The following is a 26,053-nucleotide window of genomic DNA, read 5'->3' as shown; positions in this document are numbered from 1 at the left end:
AGAATGACAATGGCTAAAGTGACGAGAGCAATTATTGTCGGCGGCGGAATTGGCGGGGCAGCCACCGCGCTTTCGCTGGCACGTCAGGGCATCAAAGTGATGCTGCTGGAAAAAGCCCATGAAATTGGCGAAATTGGTGCGGGCATTCAGCTCGGTCCAAACGCCTTCTCAGCGCTGGACAGCCTCGGCGTCGGCGAAGTGGCGCGTTCGCGTGCGGTGTTTACCGATCACATCACCATGATGGACGCGGTGAACGCGGAAGAAGTGGTGCGCATCGAAACCGGACAGGCCTTTCGCGACCACTTTGGCGGTCCGTATGCGGTCATCCACCGGGTCGATATCCACGCTTCCGTCTGGGAATCGGTACTGACCCATCCAAATGTTGAGTACCGGACCTCGACCAACGTGGTCGATATTCGCCAGACGGCAGACGATGTGACGGTATTCGATGAGCAGGGTAACAGTTGGACCGCCGATATTCTGGTCGGCTGTGACGGCGTGAAGTCGGTTGTGCGTCAGAGTCTGCTGGGTGATTCGCCGCGCGTGACCGGACATGTGGTCTACCGCGCGGTGATTGACTGTGCGGATATGCCGGAAGACCTGCGCATTAACGCGCCGGTGCTCTGGGCCGGGCCGCACTGCCACCTCGTGCACTATCCGCTGCGCGGCGGCAAGCAGTACAACCTGGTCGTCACTTTCCACAGCCGTCAGCAGGAGGAGTGGGGCGTTAAAGACGGCAGTAAGGAAGAGGTACTGTCGTATTTTGCCGGGATCCATCCGCGTCCCCGGCAGATGCTGGATAAACCCACGACCTGGCGTCGCTGGTCAACCGCCGATCGCGAACCGGTAGAAAAATGGGGTACGGAGCGCATCACGCTGGTTGGCGATGCCGCGCACCCGGTGGCGCAGTACATGGCGCAGGGGGCCTGTATGGCGCTGGAAGATGCTGTCACGCTGGGCAAAGCGCTGGCGCAATGCGACGGCGATGCGGCAAAAGCCTTCGCGTTGTATGAGTCGGTACGTATTCCACGCACGGCGCGCATCGTCTGGTCTACCCGCGAAATGGGACGCGTGTACCATGCGGCGGGCGTGGAGCGCCAGGTGCGTAATCTGCTGTGGAAAGGCAAATCGCAGGCGGAGTTTTACCGCGGCATGGAATGGCTGTACGGCTGGAAAGAAGATAACTGTCTTCTGCCACGCTGAGAATAAGGGCCTTTGCCGGGGGCGCGTCGCTTGCCCGGCCTACCGCCATGATGGGGTGCAGGCGGGATAAGGCGCTATGCGCCGCCACCCTTGCAAAAGGTTTTGCTCATCCCGGATAGGCGCTATGATAGCGCCTCTTTTTTTGCGGATGACGATATGCGTGTTTTACTGGCGCCGATGGAAGGCGTGCTCGATTCACTGGTGCGCGAACTTCTGACGGAAGTGAATGATTATGATCTCTGCATCACCGAGTTTGTGCGCGTGGTGGATCAACTCCTGCCAGTAAAAGTCTTTCATCGTCTCTGTCCCGAACTGCTCAACGGTAGTCGGACGCCTTCCGGCACCTTAGTGCGCGTGCAACTGTTGGGGCAGTACCCACAGTGGCTGGCGGAAAATGCGGCTCGCGCTGTGGAACTCGGCTCTTACGGCGTCGATCTCAACTGCGGCTGTCCGTCTAAAATGGTGAACGGCAGCGGCGGTGGCGCGACGTTACTGAAGGATCCTGAACTCATCTATCAGGGCGCGAAAGCAATGCGTGAAGCAGTGCCGGCGCATCTGCCGGTGACGGTGAAAGTGCGTCTGGGCTGGGACAGCGGCGACAAGAAATTTGAGATTGCGGATGCCGTCCAGCAGGCCGGGGCGAGTGAACTGGTCGTACACGGGCGCACCAAAGAGCAGGGCTATAAGGCGGAGCACATCAACTGGCAGGCGATTGGCGAAATCCGCGAGCGTCTGTCGATCCCGGTGATTGCCAACGGTGAAATCTGGGACTGGCAAAGCGCTCAGGAATGTCTGGCGGTCAGCGGCTGTGATGCGGTCATGATTGGTCGCGGGGCATTAAACATTCCCAACCTCAGCCGAGTGGTGAAGTACAACGAGCCGCGAATGCCGTGGCCGCAGGTGGTTGCGCTGTTGAAAAAATATACCCGCCTGGAAAAACAGGGTGACACCGGGCTGTATCACGTCGCGCGCATTAAACAGTGGCTGGGTTATTTGCGTAAGGAATACCGTGAGGCCACGGACGTCTTTCAGGATATTCGCGCGTTAAATAATTCACCGGATATTGCCCGCGCGATCCAGTCGATTGAAATTTAATATTTATTGAAGTTTTTATATTCTTCTGGAATATACTTTTCCAGTTGTGACTTTTCGTTGCCGAAGATGTTATGCCACGCGTAACTAAAAAACGAGTCACCACAACGGGTAAGCTCCGCGCACCTTTTCTTATCAGAACCCTTTCATGACTCGTAATTCTTTTCACGCGCTGAACGCGTGCTTTCCGCTGGCTATTCTGCTCGCGGGATGTGCCCCCATGCATGACACCCAACAGACGCTGGTTCAGCAACCTCCCGCTTCTCACGTGGATTCCGCGCTGCCGTCGGCGCTGAATAACGGGTGGCCTGGCAGCCAGTGGTGGCAGGATTATCATGACGCACAGTTGAACGAGTTAGTGAAGAACGCGCTTGCCAGTTCCCCGGATATGCAGGTGGCGGAACAGCGGATCGCGCTGGCCGAAGCGCAGGCCAACGCGGTCGAAGCCCGGGATGGGCCGCAGGTTGATTTCTCTGCGGATGCCGAACGGCAGAAAATGTCAGGAGAAGGGGTCATGGGGCCGTTTGCGGTCACCGATCCGGCAGCGGGCACGACCGGGCCGTGGTATACCAATGGCACGTTCGGCTTAACCGCCGGTTGGGATCTCGATTTATGGGGCAAGAACCGCGCGGAAGTGACGGCGCGAATCGGTGCGGTGAAAGCGCGGGAAGCCGAGCGCGAGCAGACGCGTCAGCTGTTAGCCAGCGGCGTTACGCGGCTTTACTGGGAATGGCAGACCGAGGCGGCGCTCAGCAAACTGCTGACGGAAATTGAACAGGAACAGCGCAACATCATTGATACCGATCGCCAGTTGTACCAGAACGGCATCACCTCGTCGGTGGAAGGCGTGGAAACGGATATTGATGACAGCAAAACCCAGCAGCAGTTGAATGATATCGCCGGGAAGATGAAGGTGATTGAGGCGCGTCTGAGCGCATTGACCAACACGCAGTCGACGTCGCTGAAACTGCACGCAGTGAACCTGCCGCAGGTGGAGAGCCAGCTTCCAACGCAACTGGGTTATGCCCTGCTGGCGCGCAGAGCGGATTTGCAGGCAGCACACTGGGTGATTGAATCCTCCATGAGCAGCGTGGAGGCGGCGAAAGCGGCGTTTTATCCCGACATCAATCTGATGGCCTTTTTACAACAGGATGCGCTGCATCTGAGCGACTTGTTTCGCAGTTCCGCCCAGCAGATGGGCGTGACCGCTGGCCTGACGCTCCCCATCTTCGACAGCGGCAGGCTGAATGCAAACCTTGATATCGCCCAGGCGCAAAACAATTTGTCGATAGCCAGTTATAACAAAGCGGTGGTTGATGCGGTAAACGACGTGGCGCGCACCGCCAGTCAGGTAGCGACGTTGATGCAGAAAAATCAGCATCAGCAGCAGATTGAACATGACGCCGAGCGGGTGGTCAGCCTGGCGCAGGCGCGCTTTGACGCCGGGATCATTGCGGGTTCTCTTGTCAGCAAGGCCAGAATACCGGCGCTGCGCGAACAGGCGAACGGACTGATTTTACAAGGCCAGTGGCTGGATGCGTCGATCCAGCTTACCAGCGCGCTCGGTGGTGGCTATCATCACTCCTGAGACATCTTCGCTTTACTGCGGCGCTTCAGCCACCAGCGAGCGCCGATCACCAGCACTACCGCCAGAATCAGCCAGATCCAGTGCTTGAGATGCTGATCGAGGTGATGTAACCACGGCGCGATCACTTCACCTCCCACGTAGCCCAGGGTGGTGAAGATTAGCGCCCAGACCAGCGCGCCGAGGATGTTCAGCGGTAAAAAAATCTTTGGCGGCAGATGACTGGCACCAATCAGCAGCGGGCCGATGACGCGAAACCCGTACATAAAGCGGGTGCCGATCACGAAAAGATACGGGCGGCGCTGGATCATCTTCTGCGCCTGGCGGATTTTGTTGCGGTGACGGGCGAAGCGGCGCAGGATCCTGCCGCCATAGCGACGTCCCAGCAGATACAGTAGCTGATCGCCTATCATGCCACCTAAGGCCACGGCCACCACCACGAGGGGAAATTTGAGTAATCCCTGATGTGCGGCAACGCCCCCCAGCAGGGTGATGGTCTCGCCTTCCGCCAGACTCCCGATCACCAGCGCGGCATAACCGTATTGCGCAATAAGACTGTTTATATCCATACGTCGGTATGACCTCCACGAATATAAGCATACACCCTCTGAATTCGGGATGCTCAAAAAGGGCCGTCACACGCAGCGGCATTTCTTTGTCTGTACAATAAATAATCTAAAAGCTGAATTATACTTGAAGTGTTAAGTCCACAGCTGACAACAAGGGGGCGGTATGAACCATGTCTGGGGGCTGTTTTCCCATCCCAATCGTGAAATGCAGGTGATCAACAGCGAGAACGAAACGGTTTCGCATCACTACACCCACCATGTGCTTTTGATGGCGGCCATCCCGGTCATTTGCGCCTTTATTGGTACGACACAAATCGGCTGGAATTTTGGCGACGGCACTATCCTGAAGCTCTCTTTGTTTACGGGACTGGCGCTGGCTATCCTGTTTTATGCCGTGATGCTGGCGGGCGTGGCGATCATGGGGCGCGTGATCTGGTGGATGGCGCGGGGTTATCCGCAGCGTCCGTCCTTGACCCATTGTATGGTGTTTGCCGGCTATGTCGCGACGCCGCTATTTCTTAGCGGTCTGGTGGCGCTGTATCCGCTGGTGTGGCTTTGCGCATTTATCGGAACGATAGCGCTGTTTTATACCGGCTATCTGCTCTATCTGGGCATTCCGACCTTCCTGAATATCAATAAAGAAGAGGGCTTAAGTTTCTCCAGTTCGACCCTCGCTATCGGCGTACTGGTACTGGAAGTGCTGCTCGCGCTGACCGTCATCCTCTGGGGATACGGCTACCGCTTGTTCTGATTACCGTGCTGCATTGTTGGTGCAAAAGCCAGCAATGCAGCATTTCCTGACGATTCTCTTCTGGCGGCAAGGCTATTAGCTCGCTATGATTCCTCTGCTAGCCCGAGCTACCCTGGCTTCGGCGGTGCGTGTCATCACGCGTGAATCATTTTCTGAAATCTCATCATGCTGAAATTCCGAGTTTCCATACTGAGCCTGGCGCTGATGCTGGCTGTGCCTTTTGCGCCGCAAGCGCTGGCAAAAACGGCGGCGACTGCCGCGGCGTCTCAACCTGAGATCGCCTCCGGTAGTGCGATGATCGTGGATCTGAACACCAATAAGGTGATCTATTCGAATCATCCGGACCTGGTGCGTCCGATTGCGTCAATTACCAAATTAATGACGGCGATGGTGGTGCTTGATGCACGACTGCCGCTGGACGAAAAACTGAAAGTGGATATCAGCCAGACGCCGGAGATGAAAGGGATCTACTCTCGCGTGCGGCTGAACAGTGAAATCAGCCGGAAAGATATGCTGCTGCTGGCGCTGATGTCCTCGGAAAACCGGGCGGCGGCAAGCCTGGCGCACCATTATCCTGGCGGCTATAACGCATTTATTAAGGCGATGAACGCGAAGGCGAAAGCGCTGGGCATGACCCAGACGCGTTTTGTGGAACCGACCGGTTTGTCGATTCATAACGTGTCGACCGCGCGCGATCTCACCAAAATGCTGATTGCCAGCAAGCAGTATCCGCTGATCGGCCAATTGAGCACCACGCGTGAAGATATGGCGACCTTCGCCAACCCGGCGTATACGCTGCCGTTTCGCAATACCAACCATCTGGTGTATCGCGATAACTGGAATATTCAGCTGACTAAAACCGGCTTCACCAACGCGGCTGGCCATTGTCTGGTGATGCGTACGGTAATCAATAATAAACCGGTGGCGCTGGTGGTAATGGATGCGTTCGGTAAGTACACCCATTTCGCCGACGCCAGTCGTTTACGCACGTGGATCGAAACCGGGAAAGTGATGCCGGTTCCGGCGGCGGCGTTGAGCTATAAAAAGCAAAAAGCCGCACAGATGGCTGCTGCGGGTGGCAATGCGGGCGAACAGACCGCGCAAAACGACTGATGTCGCTATAAGCCAAATAAGGCGAGGTCGTCCTGGAAAATAGCCTGGGCCTACGTAGGCCGGATAAGGCATTTATGCCGTCATCCGGCACTGGAAAATAGCCTGATGGCGCTTTGCTTATCAGGCCTACAAAGCCAGACCCCGAATGCCGTCATCCGGCACGGGGAAATAGCCTGATGGCGCTTCGCTTATCAGGCCTACGAAAACATCTCACCCGTAGGCCGAATAAGGCATTTATGCCGTCATCCGGCATGGATAACAAAATCTTACTCCGGCAGCGTCCAGTCACCTTCGTTGAGTGGGCGCTGCATAATCAACGTATCCCGCCAGTCCCCTTTTTTATACCCGACGCTACGCAACTGTCCGGCAATCTCGAAACCGTGCTTTTTATGCAGTCGCAGCGACCCCGGATTGTTATGCCCGTCGCCAATCACCGCCACCATCTGCCGCCATGGACCTTCCTCACAGCGGGTGATTAACGTGTGCATTAGCAGGCTGCCGACGCCGCGTCCGGTCATGCTGGCATCGACATAAATCGACTCTTCCAGGGTAAAACGATAGGCCGGGCGAGGGCGATACTGCGTGGCATAACAATAACCGACGATCACGCCGCGGTAGAGCGCCACCAGCCACGGCAGGCCATACTGCGCCACCGTGCGCATACGTCGGCGCATTTCATCGACCGTTGGAGGCGTTTCTTCAAAAGAGGCGCGGCCATTCAACACATGCCACGCATATAACGAGGAGATCGCCTCTACGTCGTCAGGCAGCGCGTCGCGCACCTTGATGTCGTTATCAGAAAGCGTATCGGCAACAGACATGGTTCTCACCTTTGCGAGGAAAAACCGGAGTCATCACGACTCCGGCACATCTCATTACTTTTGCGCGATATTTCGTGCAAATCCAGCCTGTGCCTCAGGCACAGTAACTGGCGTTAATCAGAAGAGGGTACTTTCCAGAATTTTTGCTTACTGGTCTTGCCAATTCCGGGATTCATACTGTTGGTTGGGTCATTTTCGCGATAAAAACGGGTCAGCGTCGCTGGTGCTTCATACAGATGCCCGACGTTATGCTCTGCCGGGTATTGCGCGCCGCGCTGTTGCAGCAGTTCCAGCATTTGCGCTTTTAGCGCGTGCGCATCCACGCCTTTCTTCACGATGTAATCCTGATGGAAGACGTAGCACATAAAGTGACCGTAATAGAGTTTATGCACCAGTTGGTTATCCATTTCTGCCGGCAGATGTTCGTACCATTCGGTGTCATTGCGGCGCAGCGCAATGTCCAGCGCCAGAATATCTTCCACCTCGTCAGCATGAACCGCCTGATAGCGAATGGCGGCGCCAGCTGCTGCGAAGCGGTGCAGGAAGGCTTTGCTACCTTCTTCCGGCGTGCAGGCAAAGAAATCGCCTTCTGCGGTTTTAAAGAATTCGGTGAGCCAGCTTTGCGCTTCCGCGACGCCATCGCCCGCCATTTTTAACAGCAGATGATGTTCATATTTATCGCGCCAGCTTTTCATCCGCGGCGGCAGATGACTCGGGAACAGATGACCAAACTTCTGCATTGCGCGATCGGTAAAGTGCGGACGGAAGAATTTGACCTTTTCCAGCATCGCGTCGGTACGCCCCTTCAGAGTGAAGAAGAACGGCATTTTGTCGGTGCCGAGCTTATCAATCATCAGGAAGGTGTCTTTGCCGTACTGTTCGGCAATGTCGTAGATGTCGCGGTGCATGTATTCACCCGCCACCGGCAGATTGTCGAACGTCGCCAGAATATGGCGGCGGATCTCCGTCAGCACTTCGGGTTGATTGGTGCCAATGTAAAACACCTGCTGGTTTTTTTCCGCTTCGAAGGTGTCGAGACGCACCGCAAAGACCGCCAGCTTCCCGGCACAGCCAGAAGATTCAAACAGGCGATCCGGATCGGCGTTATAGCGTGCGGGCGTGTCGGCGTCGATGTCTCTGACGCGGGTGACGTAGTCGTGATCGTGGGCGTGTCGCCCGTCGTGGCGCACATTTTCCTCTTTGATCCGCTCATCGTCCAGTTGACTCAGGATCTGCTCTGGCGTTTGTCCCAGATCGATCCCCAGATGGTTAACCAGTTGCAGTTTGCCGTTTTCATCAATGCGGGCAAACAGGGACATTTCGGTATACGCCGGGCCTCTTTGCACCAGCGAACCACCGGAGTTATTACAGATCCCGCCAATGACCGATGCACCGATGCACGACGAACCAATCACCGAGTGCGGCTCTCGTCCCAGCGGTTTCAGCGCCTTTTCCAGCGAATACAACGTGGTGCCGGGATAGGCCAGCACCTGCTCGCCTTTGCCCAGCACGTGGAGCTTGTCGAGGCGCAGAGTGCTGATGATGACAACCTCGCGATCATAGTCATTACCGTTCGGCGTGGAGCCTTCGGTCAGGCCGGTATTGGCGGCCTGCATCAGGATAATTTTATCGGCGTTGACGCAGGCGTTCAGCACGCGCCAGAGTTCCAGTAGCGATCCGGGAAAGACGACCGCCAGGGCGTCGCCCTGACCGGAACGGAAGCCCTTGCGATAGCGGGCGGTTTTAGCGGGATCGGTTAGCAGGTGTGAATGTCCCACCAGGCGGGCGAGCTCATTCAGGAAGGTTTTATTATCAGTTGTTGTAATGGAAGACATTCTCCACTCCTTGTGGTGGGACAAAATATCAGGTTCAAGCATAGCGCTTTGTATGACAATACGCTTTCTCATTCACACTGTCTTTGAATTGGCGGCGTTGAAAATTAAGAGAATAACCTTAGCTTTCTGCCGCGCTGCCGTTTAGGCTTATGGCAAAATGCGGTTTTTGTTATATTTTCGCTGCCACGTCGGGCTTTAGAGAAAGAGAGAATCAACATGAAATGGCTATGTTCTGTAGGTGTCGCAGTCAGTCTGGCGTTGCAACCAGCGCTGGCGGAGGAGCTGTTCGGTAACCATCCGCTGACGCCGGAAGCGCGGGATGCGTTTGTCACCCAGTTGCTGACGAAAATGACCGTCGATGAAAAGATTGGTCAGCTACGTTTAATCAGCGTCGGCCCGGATAACCCGAAAGAAGCCATCCGCGAGATGATCAAAGACGGTCAGGTTGGGGCGATTTTTAACACCGTCACCCGTCAGGACATCCGTAAAATGCAGGATCAGGTGATGGAACTGAGCCGCCTGAAAATCCCTCTCTTTTTTGCCTACGACGTGCTGCACGGCCAGCGTACCGTCTTCCCGATTAGCCTCGGACTGGCGTCCTCTTTTAACCTCGACGCGGTGAAAACCGTCGGACGTATCTCGGCGTATGAAGCCGCCGACGACGGCCTGAACATGACCTGGGCGCCGATGGTCGATGTCTCCCGCGACCCGCGCTGGGGACGCGCCTCGGAAGGCTTTGGCGAGGATACGTATCTGACCTCCATCATGGGCAAAACGATGGTGGAAGCGATGCAGGGCAAAAGCCCGGCGGATCGCTATTCGGTGATGACCAGCGTGAAGCACTTCGCCGCCTACGGCGCCGTGGAGGGTGGTAAAGAGTACAACACCGTGGACATGAGTCCGCAGCGCCTGTTTAACGACTATATGCCGCCGTACAAAGCCGGTCTGGATGCGGGTAGCGGCGCGGTGATGGTGGCGCTGAACTCGCTGAACGGTACGCCTGCGACCTCTGATTCCTGGCTGCTGAAAGATATTCTGCGCGACAAGTGGGGCTTTAAAGGCATTACCGTGTCTGACCACGGGGCCATCAAAGAGCTGATTAAACACGGCACCGCCGCCGATCCGGAAGATGCGGTACGCGTGGCGCTCAAGTCCGGCATTAACATGAGTATGAGCGACGAGTATTACAGCAAATACCTGCCGGGATTGATCAAATCCGGCAAAGTGACGATGGCGGAGTTGGATGACGCGGCGCGTCACGTACTCAACGTGAAATATGACATGGGGCTGTTTAACGATCCGTACAGCCACCTGGGCGCGAAAGAAACCGATCCGGTGGATACCAACGCCGAAAGCCGACTGCACCGTAAAGAAGCGCGTGAAGTCGCGCGTGAAAGCCTGGTACTGCTGAAAAACCGTCTCGACACGCTGCCGCTGAAAAAATCAGGGACGATTGCGGTCGTCGGTCCGCTGGCTGACAGCAAACGCGACGTGATGGGCAGTTGGTCTGCCGCAGGCGTGGCTGACCAGTCCATCACGGTACTGACCGGCATTAAGAATGCCCTCGGCGCGAACGGTAAAGTGGTGTACGCCCATGGGGCCAACGTTACCAACGATAAAGACATTGTCACCTTCCTCAATCAGTACGAAGAGGCGGTGAAGGTGGACTCGCGTTCTCCTCAGGAGATGATTGATGAAGCCGTCGCGGCGGCGAAGCAGTCTGATGTGGTGGTTGCCGTGGTGGGTGAGGCGCAGGGCATGGCGCATGAAGCGTCCAGCCGTACCGATATCACCCTGCCGCAGAGCCAGCGTGACCTGATCGCGGCGCTGAAAGCGACCGGCAAACCGCTGATACTGGTGCTGATGAACGGTCGTCCGCTGGCGCTGGTGAAAGAAGATCAACAGGCCGATGCGATTCTGGAAACCTGGTTTGCCGGTACGGAAGGGGGTAACGCGATTGCCGACGTTCTGTTTGGCGACTACAACCCGTCAGGCAAACTGCCGATGTCCTTCCCGCGCTCGGTGGGGCAGATCCCGACCTATTACAGCCACCTCAACACCGGTCGTCCGTATAACGCCGACAAGCCGAACAAGTACACCTCTCGCTACTTTGACGAAGCTAATGGCCCGCTCTATCCGTTTGGGTATGGTCTGAGCTACACCACCTTTAACGTCTCTGATGTGACGCTTTCTGCGCCGACCATGAAACGTGACGGCAGCGTGACGGCAAGTGTGAAGGTGACCAACACCGGCAAGCGTGAAGGTGAAACGGTTATCCAGCTGTATGTGCAGGACGTCACGGCTTCCCTGAGTCGTCCGGTGAAAGAGCTGAAAGGCTTTAAGAAAGTGAACCTGAAACCCGGCGAAACGCAGACCGTCAGCTTCCCGATTGATATCAACGCGCTGAAGTTCTGGAATCAGCAGATGACGTTTGATGCCGAACCCGGCAAGTTCAACGTCTTTATCGGCGTCGATTCTGCCCGTGTGAAACAGGGATCGTTTGAATTGCTGTGATCGGCGTAAGGGGGAGTATGTCGCTGTGGTGCGCTTTTCCGTTCACCCTGGCAGTATGGCTTCCCTGACAGTCCGATTTCCGTGAACGGCAAGGGAGGCTCCCCGCCTCCCTTACATCCCTGGTTCCCGACCAGGAAAATCGCTTCGATTCTCGGCTCTACAAACAAACTCTTTTCGCTGTTAAAAAGGCAAACCGCAATGATGGTCAGGTGTGGATGGGTCCGGCTGAAAATTGCCGACGTTTTTCCGTAAGGCCGGGGGAACCCGCAGGGACGCGGGTTCAGGGCGCGCGAAGCAGGGATGCTGAGTCGCAACCGACCCGATAGCCTGGAGGAATAAGCGGAGGGTATCGCGAAGCGACAATTTCTCCGCCGGGAGCCTGGATTGTTAAGGAGGCGGCGACGAGCCTCCTTAACACGTTCACAGGTAATGGGGTTTCAGAGGCGCTATGGACATAGCGTGAACGGAAAATGTGAGGAGATAAAATATAACTAATGCCTGGCGTTAAGATAAATAAGTTCTACGACTGTCCGAAAAAACCGAAATGTCGGGTTAACAGAACACTTTTCGACTATGCTTTTTCCTCAAGTCGCTGAAAAAGTCGACAAAAAGATGAGGAAAGCATCATGACAATCTCAAAGATTTGGGCCGGTTCGCTGGCGCTGTTAGCGGCAGTGAGCTTACCCTTGCAGGCGGCGTCGCCGGTGAAGGTTGGGTCGAAAATTGATACCGAAGGCGCGCTACTAGGCAACATCATTTTGCAGGTGCTGGAAAGCCACGGCGTTAAAACGGTCAATAAAGTTCAGTTAGGTACCACGCCGGTCGTGCGCGGCGCAATCACCTCGGGCGAACTGGATATCTATCCCGAATACACCGGTAACGGCGCGTTCTTCTTCAAAGATGAAAACGATCCGGCATGGAAAAATGCGAAAGAAGGCTTTGAGAAAGTCAAAAAACTCGATGCAGAGCAGAATAAGCTGGTCTGGTTAACGCCCGCTCCTGCCAACAATACCTGGACCATCGCGGTGCGTAGCGATGTCGCCGAAAAGAATAAACTCACCTCACTGGCCGATCTCAGCCGCTATCTGAAAGAGGGCGGTACGTTCAAACTGGCCGCCTCCGCCGAATTTATCGAGCGTGCCGACGCGCTGCCCGCGTTCGAAAAAGCCTACGGTTTTACGCTCGGTCAGGCACAACTGCTTTCACTGGCGGGCGGTGACACGGCAGTGACCATCAAAGCGGCCGCGCAGCAAACGTCCGGCGTCAATGCTGCGATGGCCTACGGTACGGATGGCCCGGTCGCCGCGTTGGGCCTGCAGACGTTAAGCGATCCCAAAGGCGTTCAGCCCATTTATGCGCCAGCCCCTGTGGTGCGTGAGGCGGTGTTGAAGGCGTACCCGCAGATGGCGGAATGGCTGCAACCCGTGTTTGCCAGCCTGGATGAAAAAACGCTGCAACAGCTCAATGCCAGCATTGCCGTTGAAGGATTAGACGCCAAAAAAGTGGCGGCGGACTATCTGAAGCAAAAGGGATGGGTGAAGTAAAAGGACTGAAAAAGGTTGGGTGACGTGTCAAAAGTCAGTATTCAGCGCGTACTGTTGCTGCTGGTTGTTCTTTCAGCCGCCGCCGTTGCGCTGCCGTTTGTGAACTATGCCCCGAATCGCCTGGTGTCGGGAGAGGGACGACAGCTCTGGACGCTCTGGCCCGGTTCGCTGTCGATGCTCACCGGCGCAGGCTGCGTCTTGCTGGCATTGTGCTTTGTGCCAGGAAGAAAAGGGGCGTGGTGTACGCTGGTGGTGACACAACTGCTGGTGATCCTGATGCTGTGGAGCGTAGGCAAGGCGGCGACGCATCTGGCAGCAACGGGGACGCCGCTGGCGCGAACCAGCGTGGGAAGCGGTCTCTGGCTGGGACTCGCGCTGGGATTACTGGCCTGCAGCGATGCCATCCGACGTATTACCGTACAGCCACTCTGGCGCTGGGTTTTACATGCGCAGATGGCGATTATTCCCGTCGCGCTCTTGCTGACGGGGACGTTCGATGATCTCTCTTTACTCAAAGAGTACGCGAATCGCCAGGATGTCTTTGATGATGCGCTGACCCAGCATCTGACGTTGTTGTTGGGTACCGTGCTGCCCGCGCTGGCGATTGGCATTCCCCTCGGTATCTGGTGTTATTTTTCCACCGCCCGCCAGGGACTGGTGTTTACCGTTCTCAATGTTATCCAGACCGTTCCTTCCGTCGCGCTGTTTGGTCTGTTGATTGCACCGCTTGCCGGACTGGTGAACGCGTTCCCCTGGCTTGCGACGGTGGGCGTGGCGGGAACCGGTCTGACTCCGGCGCTGATCGCGTTAGTGCTGTATGCGCTCTTGCCGCTGGTTCGCGGCGTGGTGGCCGGGCTGAATCAGGTTCCCCGCGATGTCCAGGAAAGCGCCCGCGCGATGGGGATGAGCACCGCGCAGCGCTTTCTGCACGTTCAGCTTCCGCTGGCGCTGCCGGTTTTTTTGCGTAGCCTGCGGGTGGTGATGGTGCAGACCGTCGGGATGGCCGTCATCGCCGCGCTGATTGGTGCCGGTGGTTTTGGCGCGCTGGTGTTTCAGGGACTGCTGAGCAGTGCCGTGGATCTGGTGCTGCTGGGCGTGATCCCGGTCATTGCGCTGGCAGTCCTGATTGATGCGCTGTTTGACTTAGGGATCGCTCTGCTGAAGGTAACCCACCATGATTGAATTTAGCCACGTGAATAAAGCCTTTGGCGAGCACAACGCGGTTAGCGACCTGAATCTGCACGTTAAGGAAGGCAGTTTCTCGGTGCTGATTGGCACCTCAGGTTCAGGGAAGTCCACTACCCTGAAAATGATTAACCGGCTGGTGGAGCATGACAGCGGCATAATTCGCTTTGCGGGTGAGGAAATTCGCCGTCTGCCGGTGCTGGAACTGCGTCGGCGGATGGGCTACGCAATTCAGTCGATTGGCCTGTTCCCGCACTGGACGGTGGCGCAGAACATCGCCACCGTGCCGCAATTGCTGAAGTGGCCGCGCAGAAAAATTGATGAGCGGGTGGAAGAATTAATGGCGCTGCTCGGCCTGGAAACTGGGCTGCGCGAGCGTTATCCGCATCAGCTTTCCGGTGGGCAGCAGCAACGTGTGGGCGTGGCGCGGGCGCTGGCTGCCGATCCGCAGGTGCTGCTGATGGATGAACCTTTCGGCGCACTGGATCCGGTCACACGCGGGGCGTTGCAGCAGGAGATGACCCGCATCCACCGTCTGTTGGGGCGAACCATTGTGCTGGTCACGCATGATATTGATGAAGCGCTGCGCCTGGCGGAGCATCTGGTGCTGATGGACGGCGGAAACGTTGTTCAGCAAGGGACGCCGCTGGCGATGCTGACGGCGCCAGCAAATGACTTTGTGCAACAGTTTTTCGGTCGCAGTGAACTGGGGGTACGGTTGCTGTCACTGCGAACCGTGGCCGACTATGTTCGCCGGGATGAACAGATCGCCGGGGAGGCGCTGACGGAAGAGATGACGCTGCGCGATGCGCTTTCCGCGTTTGTCGCGCGCGGGTGCGACGTGTTACCGGTGGTCAATCAGCAGGGTGGTGTCTGTGGGACGCTGCATTTTCGCGATCTGCTACTGGAGACGCTGACGCATGAAACGGCTGTGTGACCCGCTGATCTGGTTGATTGCGCTCTTCCTGCTGATGCTGTTGGGTTTACCGCACAGCCAGACGATTTTCGCCAGTCTGTTTCCTGAACTTCCGCGCCCGGTTTACCAGCAGGAGAGCTTTCTCGCGCTGGCGCTGGCCCATTTCTGGCTGGTCGCGGTGTCGAGCCTGTTTGCCGTGGTGATTGGCGTGGGTGCCGGAATGGTGGTGACACGTCCCTGGGGACGAGAGTTTCGTCCGCTGGTGGAGACCATTGCTGCCGTTGGACAAACCTTTCCGCCCGTCGCGGTGCTGGCGATTGCAGTGCCGGTGATGGGGTTTGGCCAGCAACCAGCCATTCTCGCGCTGATCCTGTACGGTGTGTTACCCATCCTGCAGGCGACGCTGGCGGGACTGGGGTCGATTGCGGACAGCGTGCGCAGCATTGCCAGCGGAATGGGGATGAGTCCGGGACAACAGTTGCGTAAGGTTGAGCTGCCGCTGGCGGCGCCGGTGATTCTGGCAGGCGTTCGCACGTCGGTGATTATCAATATTGGCACGGCAACTATCGCGTCGACGGTGGGGGCCAGCACGCTCGGTACGCCGATTATCATCGGGCTGAGCGGATTCAATACGGCGTATGTCATTCAGGGCGCGCTGCTGGTCGCGCTGGCGGCGATCATCGTAGACCGCCTGTTCGAGCGGTTAGTGCTGCACCTTAGCCGGCACGCAAAATGAAGGTATAGCCTGCGAGCATCACCCCGCCAATACCGCCGATGGCCATGAGTAAAAAGAGGGTGATGACACCGATTTTCGCGACGCTCATGATGTTCTCCTTATGTTAACTCAGAGATTATACAGAGAAGCGTAGCTGTTAATGAATCATTAAATGCCAAGTGGATAAATATCGTGTCCTTCCGCGCGCCAGGTATTCAGTTGCTGCTGCTGTGCCGATGTCTGATTTTCGCCGCACCACACCAGTAAAGTTCGTCCCTCGAACAGGTCCGGGCGAAACTGGCTCAGCGAATGCGCCAGTACGTCAACCCGCCATCCCTGCTGGCTGGCGACCCAGCCTTCCAGCCACAGACGCGTGGTATCGTGAATATTCCAGCCCACGACCAGCGCATCTTTCCCCTGTTTTTTTCTGGCCGAGGCGAGGCAAATGGCGATGTAGTTGATCAACACGCCGTCAAGGATCCCCAATAGTGCCAGTAGCGTGGGCTGTTGGCACTGCAACCGCCGACGCAGCGGAAGAAAAAGGTGGGTGGTTAGCGTCTGCGCGGGGTAATCCTGCCCACGCTCTTTTAGCCAGATCCGCAGGCTGTGCAGATTGTTATTTTGCAGATAGTGCAGCAGGGTTTCCTGCTGTTCACGCCAGCCGTTTTGCAGATCCACATTCTCATTGCTCAACAGCATTTTGACCTTGCCGACCTGCACCCCGTTATCTATCCAGCGCTTAATTTCGCGGATCCTGTCGATATCTGAATCATTGAACAGGCGATGTCCGCCGTCGGTCCGCTGCGGTTTCAATAATCCATAACGCCGTTGCCACGCGCGGAGCGTAACGGGGTTAATATCACAAAGCAAAGCCACTTCACCTATAGTGTAAAGCGCCATCATTTTATCCTTGCTCGCGAGGTCCCAGTCTAACTTTAGTCGCTCTTTTTCGAACCAGGTAGTTTTGTCTGTTTTTTAATCAACAAAGGGGTGATATTGTAATCGCACGAACACTTTTGAGTGATCGTTCTCACGAATTCATCTTTTTTTGCAACAGTTCAAAGAAAGATCAACGTAGTCGATGTATGTTACGCGGTTTTAAACGCAGTGTGGTTTGCGGGTATGTACGATTTTAATCTGGTGTTGCTGCTGCTTCAGCAGATGTGTGTGTTCCTGGTTATTGCATGGTTGATGAGCAAAACACGCTTATTCATACCGTTGATGCAGGTTACCGTTCGCTTACCCCATAAGTTACTGTGCTACGTCACCTTCTCTATTTTCTGTATCCTCGGCACCTATTTCGGCCTGCACATTGACGATTCCATCGCCAACACGCGTGCGATTGGCGCAGTGATGGGTGGTCTGCTCGGCGGACCGGTCGTCGGTGGCCTGGTGGGGCTAACCGGGGGGCTGCACCGCTATTCGATGGGCGGCATGACCGCGCTCAGTTGTATGATCTCCACCATCGTTGAAGGACTGCTGGGCGGGCTGGTGCACAGCGTGCTGACGCGCCGGGGACGCACCGATAAAGTCTTCAATCCGCTGACGGCAGGGGCCATTACGTTTGTCGCTGAAATGGTACAGATGCTGATCATCTTGCTGATCGCCCGACCGTTTGACGATGCTTACCGACTGGTCAGCAATATCGCCGCCCCCATGATGGTCACCAACACCGTTGGCGCGGCGCTGTTTATGCGCATTCTGCTCGACAAGCGCGCGATGTTTGAAAAATATACCTCTGCGTTTTCCTCCACCGCGCTGAAAGTGGCGGCCTCCACCGAGGGGATCCTGCGCCAGGGATTCAACGAAGTGAACAGTATGAAGGTGGCGCAGGTGCTGTATCAGGAACTCGATATCGGCGCAGTGGCGATTACTGACCGCGAGAGGCTGTTGGCCTTTACCGGGATTGGCGACGATCATCATTTACCGGGCAGGCCTATCTCTTCCAGCTACACGCTACGGGCCATCGAGACGGGCGAGGTGGTTTATGCTGACGGCAACGAAGTGCCGTACCGCTGTTCGCTGCATCCGCAGTGCAAACTTGGCTCTACGTTGGTTATCCCATTACGCGGTGAAAACCAACGGGTGATGGGGACCATCAAGCTGTACGAAGCAAAAAACCGACTCTTCAGTTCCATTAACCGAACGCTGGGCGAGGGGATTGCTCAGCTACTCTCCGCGCAGATCCTTGCCGGGCAATATGAACGTCAGAAAGCGATGCTGACGCAGTCAGAAATCAAGCTGCTGCATGCGCAGGTCAATCCGCATTTCCTGTTTAATGCGCTCAACACCATTAAAGCGGTGGTGCGCCGCGACAGTGAACAGGCGAGCCAACTGGTGCAGGATCTTTCCACCTTCTTTCGCAAGAACTTAAAGCGCCCGTCGGAGATCGTCACGCTTGCCGACGAAATTGAGCACGTGAATGCCTATCTGCAAATTGAGAAAGCGCGATTCCAGGCGCGGCTGCAGGTGAGTTTAAACGTGCCGGATGCGCTGGCGCATCAGCAGTTGCCGGCCTTCACCCTGCAACCCATCGTCGAAAACGCCATTAAGCACGGGACGTCACAACTGATGGGCACGGGGGAGGTGTCCATCACCGCCCGGCAGGAAGGACAGTACCTGATGCTGGATATTGAAGATAACGCCGGGTTGTATCAGCCCACTACGAATGTCAGCGGTCTGGGCATGAATCTGGTCGATAAACGCCTGCGCGAACGGTTTGGCGATGACTATGGCATTAGCGTGGTCTGCGAACCGGATTGCTTTACCCGAATAACCCTACGACTGCCCCTGGAGGAGACGCATGATTAAGGTGCTGATTGTGGATGATGAGCCGTTAGCGCGGGAAAATCTGCGGATCTTGTTACAGGAACAAAGTGATATTGAGATAGTGGGCGAGTGCGCCAACGCCGTTGAAGCGATTGGCGCGGTGCATAGACTGCATCCGGACGTGCTGTTTCTGGATATTCAAATGCCGCGTATCAGCGGGCTGGAAATGGTCGGTATGCTTGACCCGGAGCATCGTCCGTATATTGTTTTTCTGACCGCGTATGACGAATACGCGATTAAGGCCTTTGAAGAGCATGCCTTTGATTATCTTCTGAAACCGATAGAAGAGGCGAGACTGGAGAAAACCCTCAGCCGCCTGCGCCAGGAGCGAAGCAAACAGGACGTGTCGGTGCTGCCGGAAAACCAGCAGTCGCTGAAGTTTATCCCCTGTAGCGGGCATAGCAGGATCTATCTGCTGCAAATGGATGATGTCGCTTTTGTCAGCAGCCGCATGAGCGGCGTGTTCGTGACCAGTAGCGAAGGCAAAGAAGGCTTTACGGAACTGACGCTCAGAACGCTGGAAAGCCGCACGCCGTTGCTGCGCTGCCATCGACAGTATCTGGTTAACATGGCGCAGTTACAGGAAATTCGCCTGGAAGATAACGGTCAGGCAGAGCTGATATTACGCAACGGATTAACCGTGCCGGTCAGCCGCCGCTATCTGAAAAGTTTGAAAGAGGCGATTGGCCTGTAAAACTGGTACACTGCGCGCCATTGCATCATCGACAGTTGAAGGCTCTATGCTTAGTAACGATATTCTTCGTAGCCTGCGCTACATCCTGAAAGTGAATAATAACCACATGGTGCGCATTCTTGCGCTGGCCGACATGGAATCCACCTCTGCGAATTTCGACACCTGGATGACCAAAGAAGACGAAGAGGGGTTTGTCCGCTGCCCGGATATTATCCTCTCCGGATTTCTGAATGGCCTGATCTACGAGAAGCGCGGCAAAGATGATTCAGCGCCTGAACTGGCGCTTGAGCGTCGGGTGAACAATAACACAGTGCTGAAAAAGCTGCGTATCGCCTTTTCGCTGAAAACGGATGATATTCAGGCGATCATGACTCAGCAGAACGTTCGCGTTTCAATGCCGGAAATCACCGCCATGATGCGTTCTGTGGATCATAAAAACTACCGCGAGTGCGGTGACCAGTTTATGCGTTATTTCCTGCGCGGATTGGCAGTGCGCCTGCACGGTAATAAAGACTGAAAGAAAAGCGACGACCCGGCATGATACCTGGTCGTCGTCGTTTGATTATTTCACTTCTTTAAAGCCAGAGGCTTCCAGCATTTTCTGGCTCTGCTTCATGCTGATACCATTGCTTGGGTCACCAGAGAATTGAGCACCCATCACGCCTTGCAGCTTTTTAAAGTCAACTTTCTCCATGTCAACAGAGACGGTTTCTTCCGCGTAGCCATCCTTATAGTTCAGCTTCTCTTCTACGCCCGGAATGTTTTGATATTTTGCACTGATCGGATCAAGGATCTTCGCCGCGTCTTCTTTGGTTTTTGCCCCGATAGACGCAAAGTTGATTTTGTTCTGTGAGGTCTGCTTAATGACTTTGTCACCCTTGTAGGTATAGGTCATTACGATCTCAGTACCATTGACATCCGCTTTGAATGTTTTGCTTTCTTCCTTGTCGCCACATCCTGCCAGAGAGAAAACGAGAACTGACGCGAATACTACCGAAAAAAACGTATTTAATGCTTTCATGTAAACTCCATTTTATTAAACGTCTGGTACTCAAAAAGGTGGTACCTGGTATGTATACCAGAAGAGAAATAATATAGAAGGAATAAACGACTTAATATGTCTGAAAATGAAGTCTGAAAAATCTGAAAACTACGCGATGTCGTATCTGGCGAACGTATCACATAAAAAAGCGCCGCGAGAGCGGCGCTTGAGAAAGAACTTATTTAACCTGATGTCCAGGCTTCGCGCCTTCATCCGGGGTCAGCAGGAAGATATCTTTCCCGCCAGGACCCGCCGCCATCACCATCCCTTCAGAGATGCCGAAGCGCATTTTACGCGGCGCCAGGTTCGCCACCATGATGGTATGACGACCAATCAGCACCTGCGGATCCGGATAAGCAGAGCGAATACCGGAGAAAACGTTGCGCTTCTCGCCGCCCAGGTCCAGCGTCAGGCGCAGCAGTTTGTCGGAACCGTCAACAAATTCGGCGTTTTCAATTAGCGCCACGCGCAGATCGACTTTGGCGAAATCATCAAAGTTAATGGTTTCCTGAATCGGGAAGTCCGCCAGCGGGCCAGTCACCGGAGCGGTCATGGCTTTGACCTCTTCCTTAGACGCTTCAACCAGCGCGTCAACCTGCTTCATGTCGATACGGTTATACAGCGCTTTGAAGGTGTTCACCTTGTGGCCCAGCAGCGGTTGCTGGACAGTATCCCAGCTCAGCTCCGTATTGAGGAACGCTTCGACGCGCTCGCTCAGGGTCGGCAGCACCGGCTTCAGGTAAGTCATCAGCACGCGGAACAGGTTGATGCCCATTGAGCAAATCGCCTGCAGATCGGCGTCGCGGCCTTCCTGTTTCGCCACGACCCACGGAGCCTGCTCGTCCACATAGCGGTTCGCGACATCCGCCAGCGCCATGATTTCACGAATCGCTTTGCCGAATTCACGGCTTTCCCACGCGTCGCCAATCATCGTCGCCGCGTCGGTAAAAGTTTTATAAAGCGCAGGATCGGCCAGTTCAGTCGCCAGCACACCATCAAAACGCTTGCTGATAAAGCCAGCATTACGGGAGGCGAGGTTCACCACCTTGTTGACGATATCGGTGTTCACGCGTTGGACGAAATCTTCCAGGTTCAGGTCGATATCATCAATGCGCGAAGAGAGTTTCGCGGTGTAGTAGTAGCGCAGGCTGTCGGCGTCAAAATGGTTCAGCCAGGTGCTGGCCTTAATAAAGGTGCCGCGGGATTTGGACATCTTCGCGCCGTTGACCGTGACATAACCATGCACGAACAGGTTAGTCGGCTTGCGGAAGTTGCTGCCCTCCAGCATGGCCGGCCAGAACAGGCTGTGGAAGTAGACAATATCTTTACCGATGAAATGATACAGCTCGGCCGTTGAATCTTTCTTCCAGTATTCGTCAAAGCTGACGGTATCGCCGCGCTTGTCGCACAGGTTTTTGAAAGAGCCCATATAGCCGATTGGCGCATCCAGCCAGACATAGAAGTATTTGCCTGGCGCATTCGGGATTTCAAAACCAAAGTAAGGCGCATCGCGGGAGATATCCCACTGTTGCAGGCCAGATTCAAACCATTCCTGCATTTTGTTCGCGACCTGCTCCTGCAGCGCGCCGCTACGGGTCCATGCCTGCAGCATTTCGCTGAAAGAGGGCAGGTCAAAGAAGAAGTGTTCGGAGTCACGCATCACCGGCGTTGCGCCAGACACCACGGATTTCGGCTCGATCAGCTCAGTCGGGCTGTAGGTCGCGCCGCACACTTCACAGTTGTCGCCGTATTGATCCGGAGATTTACATTTCGGACAGGTGCCTTTCACAAAACGGTCCGGCAGGAACATGCCTTTTTCCGGATCGTAGAGCTGAGAGATGGTGCGGTTCTTAATAAAACCGTTCTCTTTCAGACGGGTATAGATAAGCTCAGACAGTTCCCGGTTCTCATCGCTGTGCGTGGAGTGGTAGTTGTCATAGCTGATGTTGAACCCGGCGAAATCCGTCTGGTGTTCCTGACTCATTTCACCAATCATCTGCTCCGGGGTGATGCCAAGCTGCTGTGCTTTCAGCATGATCGGCGTGCCGTGGGCGTCGTCGGCGCAGATGAAGTTGACCTCGTGGCCGCGCATTCGCTGGTAACGGACCCAGACATCAGCCTGGATGTGCTCCAGCATATGGCCGAGGTGGATTGAGCCGTTGGCGTACGGCAGTGCGCACGTTACCAGAATTTTCTTCGCGACTTGAGTCATAGTGGGCAATTACTTCTTTTGTAGTGAAAAGGGCTTTGATAGTACCAAAAGGGTCAATACTGCGCCAAGAGTTAAGGGCATCAAACCACAAATGAATAATTGTTACCGCTGGAGTACACTACCTCGCTACAATTGATCTTTTCAGAACAACAAAAAGGAGTCGGGATGAACGTACAATCCCAGGCCAAATCACCAGAAACCCTGCGCGCGATGGTCGCCGGGACGCTGGCGAATTTTCAGCACCCCACCCTGAAGCATAATCTGACGACGCTGAAGGCGTTGCATCACGTCGCCTGGATGGATGACACGTTGCACGTTGAACTGGTCATGCCGTTCGTCTGGCACAGTGCATTTGAGGTGTTAAAAGAGCAATGTAGCGCCGATCTGCTGCGTATCACCGAGGCGAAGGCTATCGACTGGAAGCTTTCTCACAATATCGCCACCCTGAAACGCGTGAAAAATCAGCCGGGCGTGAATGGCGTGAAGAACATTATCGCTGTCAGTTCTGGCAAAGGCGGCGTTGGTAAATCGTCGACTGCGGTAAACCTGGCGCTGGCGCTGGCGGCAGAAGGGGCGAAAGTGGGGATTCTGGACGCCGATATTTATGGGCCATCGATCCCGACCATGCTGGGTGCGGAAAACCAGCGCCCAACCTCGCCGGATGGCACCCATATGGCACCGATCATGTCCCACGGGCTGGCGACGAACTCCATCGGCTATCTGGTCACTGATGATAACGCGATGGTCTGGCGTGGGCCGATGGCCAGCAAAGCGCTGATGCAGATGCTGCAGGAGACGCTGTGGCCGGATCTGGATTACCTCGTGCTGGATATGCCGCCAGGCACCGGTGACATTCAATTGACCCTGGCGCAGAACATTCCCGTCACAGGGGCTGTGGTGGTCACCACGCCGCAGGACATCGCGCTGATCGACGCCAAAAAAGGCATCGTCATGTTTGAAAAAGTTGAAGTGCCGGTTCTGGGCATCGTCGAAAACATGAGCATGCATATCTGCAGCAACTGCGGCCATCATGAACCGATCTTTGGCACCGGCGGCGCGCAGAAACTGGCTGAGCAGTATCACACGCAACTACTGGGGCAGATGCCGCTGCATATCAGCCTGCGTGAAGATCTCGATCGCGGGACGCCGACCGTTATCAGTCGTCCGGACAGTGATTTCACCGTAATGTATCGCGAACTGGCGGGACGTGTTGCCGCGCAGCTTTACTGGCAGGGTGAAGTCATTCCTGGCGAGATTGCCTTTCGGGCCGTCTGATTTCTGCTGAACTTTTTTAATTATCCCCATTCACCGTATTCGTTAAATAGTGATGCGGTGAATATTTAATTTAAATATTGCTGTCTGATTTATGTAGTGTCACTGAACTGTATAGGCATTTTTCTTAAAAAAGAAGCGTAATCCACCCTTTAAATTGCTCATTTCCGCACGATTAATTTATTATTTCTATTGGTATGGCAATGGAGTCATGACCATACTTTACAGGCAGACGTATTGCGCTGTAACTATTTTTACTACAGGGATTACACTCGACATGAAGAACTATCTGCTGTCAGGAATCATAGTTTTGACTTACGCAATGAGTACCCCTGCTTTTCCCTCCGATACAGCAACGTTAACCATCAAGGGTAGAGTGACGATACCGACTTGCAGTACCGACGTCGTTAACAGTCAATTGCAACAACGTTGTGGTAATACGCTTTTTCAGTTTACTGCACAGGATGCCAAAGAAACCTCTTCAGCAAGGGGCGTGGTGACTGAAATGACCCATCTTCCCGGAGATACGGCACGACAGATTGTACTTAACCGCTACGATTAATCGGACGGTTATCTCTGTAAGCAAACTTTCTTTTTATCCGAAATCATCACTGTGAATGATTTCGGTATTTTTATTCCCTTCTCATATATGACTGTACAATAATTAGCTTAAATTAATTGCCACTGAAAATAGTTATTCTCTTCTTTATTTATTGAAACTATGTTTCATAATTTAATTTGCGTTAAATCAATAAAACAATGTCTTTACATTGCGGTAACCTACTGTCTGTGAGAATTTACGCTCCGAGATAAGCTGTTTCTTAACAAATAGAAATTATTCAATTAAGGAAAATATTATGAAGCGTACAATTATTACCATCGCTGTTCTTTCATCTGTTTTTATCAGTGCTGGTGCAGTTGCTGCAACCGGTGAAACTTACGATTCCGGCGTATTAAAGATTAACGGTAAAGTGGTTGGGACGACGTGCCAATTTATTGACTCAAATACTGCTGAAATCAGTCTGAATGAAGTGGGTATGGATAAACTGAGTACGCTTCCCGTCGGCCAGGCTTATACCCCGGTGGTCAATGGGACTCAACAACCGTTGAGAATTAAGTGTGAAGGGAATAAAACCCCGCGGGTAACATTTTCTGCCAGCCAATTTGATGATAAAAAAGTTACGTTTAATAACGGCGATGCCAAAGGGGTAGGGTTTGCGGTTTACTACGGTAATGACAACAAACAGATTGACCCTGCCGGGAAAATGGACCTCGCGCTCGAAAAAAATGCAAATGGCGAATATGAACTCAATTTCTTCGCCCGCTATGCTCGTTTGAATAATAGTGATGCAGTTAAAGCCGGTAGCGTAAGTTCAACACTGACGCTGACGGTTGTGACAGACTGATATATGATACCGGCGGTATTTACCGCCGGTTCCTGGTGAGTAAGGCCGCGCAACTAAAGATGAAAAAACTGGTTGTAGTATTATTATCTGCCATGATGTTACCTGCTCATGCAGGCATTGTTATCTATGGCACTCGGGTCATTTACCCGGCAGAAAAAAAAGAAGTGGCTGTACAATTGATGAATGAGGGCAGTAGCGCTTCGCTTGTACAATCGTGGATTGATGAGGGTGACACCTCATTACCGCCGGAGAAAATCCATGTGCCTTTCATGTTAACGCCACCGGTGGTGCGTGTCCCGGCCAGTTCCGGGCAGCAGCTCAAAATTAAAAAAATGACCAATGGATTACCAGAAAATAGAGAAAGTCTGTTTTACTTGAATGTCCTGGATATTCCGCCGAATAACGCCGAATCGACAGGTAAGAACACGCTCAAGTTTGCTATGCAAAACAGGATTAAACTTATCTGGCGTCCAAAAGGAATCACTGCCGTCAACGAGGAGAGCTTTCGTAAGTTAGGCTTATCCGCCTCTGGTCGAACTCTGGTTTTGAAGAATGACACCGCGAACTGGATTACTATTGCCGATATTCATACAGGAACGGTAAAAATAAATGATAAAGCCATCATGCTGGAACCGTTCTCAACGCAGACCGTAAATACGAAGTATGCTGTCGAAAAAAAATATGAATTAACGATTATTGACGATAGCGGTAATTATATTAGTAGCAAAGTGAATGTGAAATAAGCAGGAGTTGAT

Annotated in this window: 24 protein-coding genes; 17 read left to right on the top strand and 7 right to left on the bottom strand. The window is 54.3% G+C overall.

Translation table 11 applies throughout. From position 1 onward, the window contains the following. Positions 1-9 precede the first annotated feature (9 nt). From F384_RS11420 to mdtQ, 3 genes are all read left to right on the top strand, one after another. Positions 10-1,203: a 3-hydroxybenzoate 6-monooxygenase gene (locus F384_RS11420; protein WP_046481601.1), complete on the top strand. Its 1,194-nt coding sequence runs from the start codon at positions 10-12 to the stop codon at positions 1,201-1,203. A gap of 156 nt (positions 1,204-1,359) precedes the next feature. Further along, complete coding sequence (dusC, locus tag F384_RS11415) at positions 1,360-2,298, top strand: tRNA dihydrouridine(16) synthase DusC (RefSeq protein ID WP_046481600.1); 939 nt, start codon at positions 1,360-1,362, stop codon at positions 2,296-2,298. A gap of 145 nt (positions 2,299-2,443) precedes the next feature. Further along, complete coding sequence (mdtQ, locus tag F384_RS11410) at positions 2,444-3,883, top strand: multidrug resistance outer membrane protein MdtQ (RefSeq protein ID WP_046481598.1); 1,440 nt, start codon at positions 2,444-2,446, stop codon at positions 3,881-3,883. Here the strand turns inward: mdtQ and F384_RS11405 are convergent. Then, positions 3,874-4,449 (bottom strand): DedA family protein, encoded by a 576-nt coding sequence (locus tag F384_RS11405; RefSeq protein ID WP_046481597.1) that lies wholly within the window; start codon positions 4,447-4,449, stop codon positions 3,874-3,876. The genes mdtQ and F384_RS11405 overlap by 10 nt on opposite strands. Before the next feature lie 163 nt (positions 4,450-4,612). Here F384_RS11405 and F384_RS11400 point away from each other — a divergent pair, with 163 nt between their 5' ends. Both F384_RS11400 and pbpG read left to right on the top strand, forming a co-directional pair. Beyond that, the gene (locus F384_RS11400) at positions 4,613-5,200 is read left to right on the top strand and encodes a Yip1 family protein (RefSeq protein WP_046481595.1); all 588 of its coding nucleotides are present in this window, start codon (positions 4,613-4,615) and stop codon (positions 5,198-5,200) included. Positions 5,201-5,365: 165 nt separating this feature from the next. After that, the gene (gene pbpG / locus F384_RS11395; RefSeq protein WP_046481593.1) at positions 5,366-6,313 is read left to right on the top strand and encodes a D-alanyl-D-alanine endopeptidase; all 948 of its coding nucleotides are present in this window, start codon (positions 5,366-5,368) and stop codon (positions 6,311-6,313) included. Positions 6,314-6,579: 266 nt separating this feature from the next. Here pbpG and F384_RS11390 read toward each other — a convergent pair whose 3' ends face one another. Both F384_RS11390 and dld read right to left on the bottom strand, forming a co-directional pair. After that, positions 6,580-7,134 carry a GNAT family N-acetyltransferase gene (locus F384_RS11390; RefSeq protein WP_046481591.1) on the bottom strand — a complete coding sequence of 185 codons (555 nt, stop codon included), beginning with the start codon at positions 7,132-7,134 and terminating at the stop codon, positions 6,580-6,582. Between the two features lie 113 nt (positions 7,135-7,247). Then, positions 7,248-8,969: a D-lactate dehydrogenase gene (gene dld, locus F384_RS11385; protein ID WP_046481590.1), complete on the bottom strand. Its 1,722-nt coding sequence runs from the start codon at positions 8,967-8,969 to the stop codon at positions 7,248-7,250. Between the two features lie 216 nt (positions 8,970-9,185). Between dld and bglX the strand changes: the two genes are divergently transcribed. The 5 genes from bglX to F384_RS11360 all read left to right on the top strand — a co-directional run bounded on the left by bglX (position 9,186) and on the right by F384_RS11360 (position 15,864). Beyond that, positions 9,186-11,483, top strand: a complete 2,298-nt coding sequence (gene bglX / locus F384_RS11380; RefSeq protein ID WP_046481588.1) for a beta-glucosidase BglX — start codon at positions 9,186-9,188, stop codon at positions 11,481-11,483. Between the two features lie 626 nt (positions 11,484-12,109). Beyond that, positions 12,110-13,027, top strand: coding sequence for an ABC transporter substrate-binding protein (locus F384_RS11375; protein ID WP_046481586.1), 918 nt, complete (start codon positions 12,110-12,112; stop codon positions 13,025-13,027). A 15-nt stretch (positions 13,028-13,042) separates the two neighbouring features. Beyond that, positions 13,043-14,209, top strand: coding sequence for an ABC transporter permease (locus F384_RS11370; protein WP_046481584.1), 1,167 nt, complete (start codon positions 13,043-13,045; stop codon positions 14,207-14,209). After that, complete coding sequence (locus F384_RS11365) at positions 14,202-15,149, top strand: ABC transporter ATP-binding protein (protein ID WP_046481582.1); 948 nt, start codon at positions 14,202-14,204, stop codon at positions 15,147-15,149. The genes F384_RS11370 and F384_RS11365 overlap by 8 nt, the downstream gene beginning before the upstream one ends. Further along, on the top strand, positions 15,133-15,864 hold the full coding sequence (locus tag F384_RS11360; RefSeq protein WP_046481580.1) for an ABC transporter permease: 732 nt from the start codon (positions 15,133-15,135) through the stop codon (positions 15,862-15,864). The genes F384_RS11365 and F384_RS11360 overlap by 17 nt, the downstream gene beginning before the upstream one ends. On the opposite strand, the gene F384_RS28795 is transcribed toward F384_RS11360, so the two are convergent. Then, a complete protein-coding gene (locus tag F384_RS28795) occupies positions 15,845-15,952 on the bottom strand; it encodes a protein YohO (protein WP_042318015.1) in 108 nt (35 codons plus the stop codon). The genes F384_RS11360 and F384_RS28795 overlap by 20 nt on opposite strands. 59 nt (positions 15,953-16,011) lie before the next feature. Next, positions 16,012-16,743 (bottom strand): HTH-type transcriptional regulator MlrA, encoded by a 732-nt coding sequence (mlrA, locus tag F384_RS11355; protein ID WP_046481579.1) that lies wholly within the window; start codon positions 16,741-16,743, stop codon positions 16,012-16,014. Between the two features lie 222 nt (positions 16,744-16,965). Between mlrA and F384_RS11350 the strand changes: the two genes are divergently transcribed. From F384_RS11350 to F384_RS11340, 3 genes are read left to right on the top strand one after another with little or no spacing between them, the layout of a single operon-like run. Continuing rightward, positions 16,966-18,654 (top strand): sensor histidine kinase, encoded by a 1,689-nt coding sequence (locus tag F384_RS11350; RefSeq protein ID WP_046481577.1) that lies wholly within the window; start codon positions 16,966-16,968, stop codon positions 18,652-18,654. Continuing rightward, entirely contained in the window at positions 18,647-19,366 is a 720-nt protein-coding gene (gene btsR / locus F384_RS11345) for a two-component system response regulator BtsR (protein ID WP_046481576.1), read from the top strand. The genes F384_RS11350 and btsR overlap by 8 nt, the downstream gene beginning before the upstream one ends. Before the next feature lie 46 nt (positions 19,367-19,412). Beyond that, entirely contained in the window at positions 19,413-19,883 is a 471-nt protein-coding gene (locus F384_RS11340; RefSeq protein ID WP_046481574.1) for a DUF1456 family protein, read from the top strand. A gap of 45 nt (positions 19,884-19,928) precedes the next feature. On the opposite strand, the gene F384_RS11335 is transcribed toward F384_RS11340, so the two are convergent. Continuing rightward, on the bottom strand, positions 19,929-20,387 hold the full coding sequence (locus F384_RS11335; RefSeq protein ID WP_046481573.1) for a YehR family lipoprotein: 459 nt from the start codon (positions 20,385-20,387) through the stop codon (positions 19,929-19,931). A gap of 199 nt (positions 20,388-20,586) precedes the next feature. After that, positions 20,587-22,620, bottom strand: coding sequence for a methionine--tRNA ligase (gene metG, locus F384_RS11330; protein WP_046481571.1), 2,034 nt, complete (start codon positions 22,618-22,620; stop codon positions 20,587-20,589). 165 nt (positions 22,621-22,785) lie between these two features. Here metG and apbC point away from each other — a divergent pair, with 165 nt between their 5' ends. The 4 genes from apbC (at position 22,786) to F384_RS11310 (ending at position 26,041) form a co-directional block, all read left to right on the top strand. After that, a complete protein-coding gene (gene apbC, locus F384_RS11325) occupies positions 22,786-23,895 on the top strand; it encodes an iron-sulfur cluster carrier protein ApbC (RefSeq protein ID WP_046481569.1) in 1,110 nt (369 codons plus the stop codon). A gap of 274 nt (positions 23,896-24,169) precedes the next feature. Beyond that, positions 24,170-24,454 (top strand): DUF2574 family protein, encoded by a 285-nt coding sequence (locus F384_RS11320; RefSeq protein WP_046498080.1) that lies wholly within the window; start codon positions 24,170-24,172, stop codon positions 24,452-24,454. A 295-nt stretch (positions 24,455-24,749) separates the two neighbouring features. After that, positions 24,750-25,298 carry a fimbrial protein YehD gene (yehD, locus tag F384_RS11315; RefSeq protein WP_046481568.1) on the top strand — a complete coding sequence of 183 codons (549 nt, stop codon included), beginning with the start codon at positions 24,750-24,752 and terminating at the stop codon, positions 25,296-25,298. Positions 25,299-25,357: 59 nt separating this feature from the next. Continuing rightward, positions 25,358-26,041, top strand: a complete 684-nt coding sequence (locus tag F384_RS11310) for a fimbria/pilus periplasmic chaperone (protein WP_046481566.1) — start codon at positions 25,358-25,360, stop codon at positions 26,039-26,041. The last annotated feature ends 12 nt before the right edge of the window (positions 26,042-26,053 follow it).

The sequence above is a fragment of the Citrobacter amalonaticus Y19 genome, assembly GCF_000981805.1.
Taxonomy (GTDB): Bacteria; Pseudomonadota; Gammaproteobacteria; order Enterobacterales; family Enterobacteriaceae; genus Citrobacter_A; species Citrobacter_A amalonaticus_C.
The sequence above is the reverse complement of the archived record's forward strand: the minus strand, read 5'-3'. Positions and strand labels throughout refer to the sequence as shown.

Coding starts and splice junctions, on each gene's coding strand:
- F384_RS11420 (WP_046481601.1), top strand. CDS start 10: ATGGCTAAAGTGACGAGAGCAATTATTGTCGGCGGCGGAATTGGCGGG.
- dusC (WP_046481600.1), top strand. CDS start 1,360: ATGCGTGTTTTACTGGCGCCGATGGAAGGCGTGCTCGATTCACTGGTG.
- mdtQ (WP_046481598.1), top strand. CDS start 2,444: ATGACTCGTAATTCTTTTCACGCGCTGAACGCGTGCTTTCCGCTGGCT.
- F384_RS11405 (WP_046481597.1), bottom strand. CDS start 4,449: ATGGATATAAACAGTCTTATTGCGCAATACGGTTATGCCGCGCTGGTG.
- F384_RS11400 (WP_046481595.1), top strand. CDS start 4,613: ATGAACCATGTCTGGGGGCTGTTTTCCCATCCCAATCGTGAAATGCAG.
- pbpG (WP_046481593.1), top strand. CDS start 5,366: ATGCTGAAATTCCGAGTTTCCATACTGAGCCTGGCGCTGATGCTGGCT.
- F384_RS11390 (WP_046481591.1), bottom strand. CDS start 7,134: ATGTCTGTTGCCGATACGCTTTCTGATAACGACATCAAGGTGCGCGAC.
- dld (WP_046481590.1), bottom strand. CDS start 8,969: ATGTCTTCCATTACAACAACTGATAATAAAACCTTCCTGAATGAGCTC.
- bglX (WP_046481588.1), top strand. CDS start 9,186: ATGAAATGGCTATGTTCTGTAGGTGTCGCAGTCAGTCTGGCGTTGCAA.
- F384_RS11375 (WP_046481586.1), top strand. CDS start 12,110: ATGACAATCTCAAAGATTTGGGCCGGTTCGCTGGCGCTGTTAGCGGCA.
- F384_RS11365 (WP_046481582.1), top strand. CDS start 14,202: ATGATTGAATTTAGCCACGTGAATAAAGCCTTTGGCGAGCACAACGCG.
- F384_RS11360 (WP_046481580.1), top strand. CDS start 15,133: ATGAAACGGCTGTGTGACCCGCTGATCTGGTTGATTGCGCTCTTCCTG.
- F384_RS28795 (WP_042318015.1), bottom strand. CDS start 15,952: ATGAGCGTCGCGAAAATCGGTGTCATCACCCTCTTTTTACTCATGGCC.
- mlrA (WP_046481579.1), bottom strand. CDS start 16,743: ATGGCGCTTTACACTATAGGTGAAGTGGCTTTGCTTTGTGATATTAAC.
- F384_RS11350 (WP_046481577.1), top strand. CDS start 16,966: ATGTACGATTTTAATCTGGTGTTGCTGCTGCTTCAGCAGATGTGTGTG.
- btsR (WP_046481576.1), top strand. CDS start 18,647: ATGATTAAGGTGCTGATTGTGGATGATGAGCCGTTAGCGCGGGAAAAT.
- F384_RS11340 (WP_046481574.1), top strand. CDS start 19,413: ATGCTTAGTAACGATATTCTTCGTAGCCTGCGCTACATCCTGAAAGTG.
- F384_RS11335 (WP_046481573.1), bottom strand. CDS start 20,387: ATGAAAGCATTAAATACGTTTTTTTCGGTAGTATTCGCGTCAGTTCTC.
- metG (WP_046481571.1), bottom strand. CDS start 22,620: ATGACTCAAGTCGCGAAGAAAATTCTGGTAACGTGCGCACTGCCGTAC.
- apbC (WP_046481569.1), top strand. CDS start 22,786: ATGAACGTACAATCCCAGGCCAAATCACCAGAAACCCTGCGCGCGATG.
- F384_RS11320 (WP_046498080.1), top strand. CDS start 24,170: ATGAAGAACTATCTGCTGTCAGGAATCATAGTTTTGACTTACGCAATG.
- yehD (WP_046481568.1), top strand. CDS start 24,750: ATGAAGCGTACAATTATTACCATCGCTGTTCTTTCATCTGTTTTTATC.
- F384_RS11310 (WP_046481566.1), top strand. CDS start 25,358: ATGAAAAAACTGGTTGTAGTATTATTATCTGCCATGATGTTACCTGCT.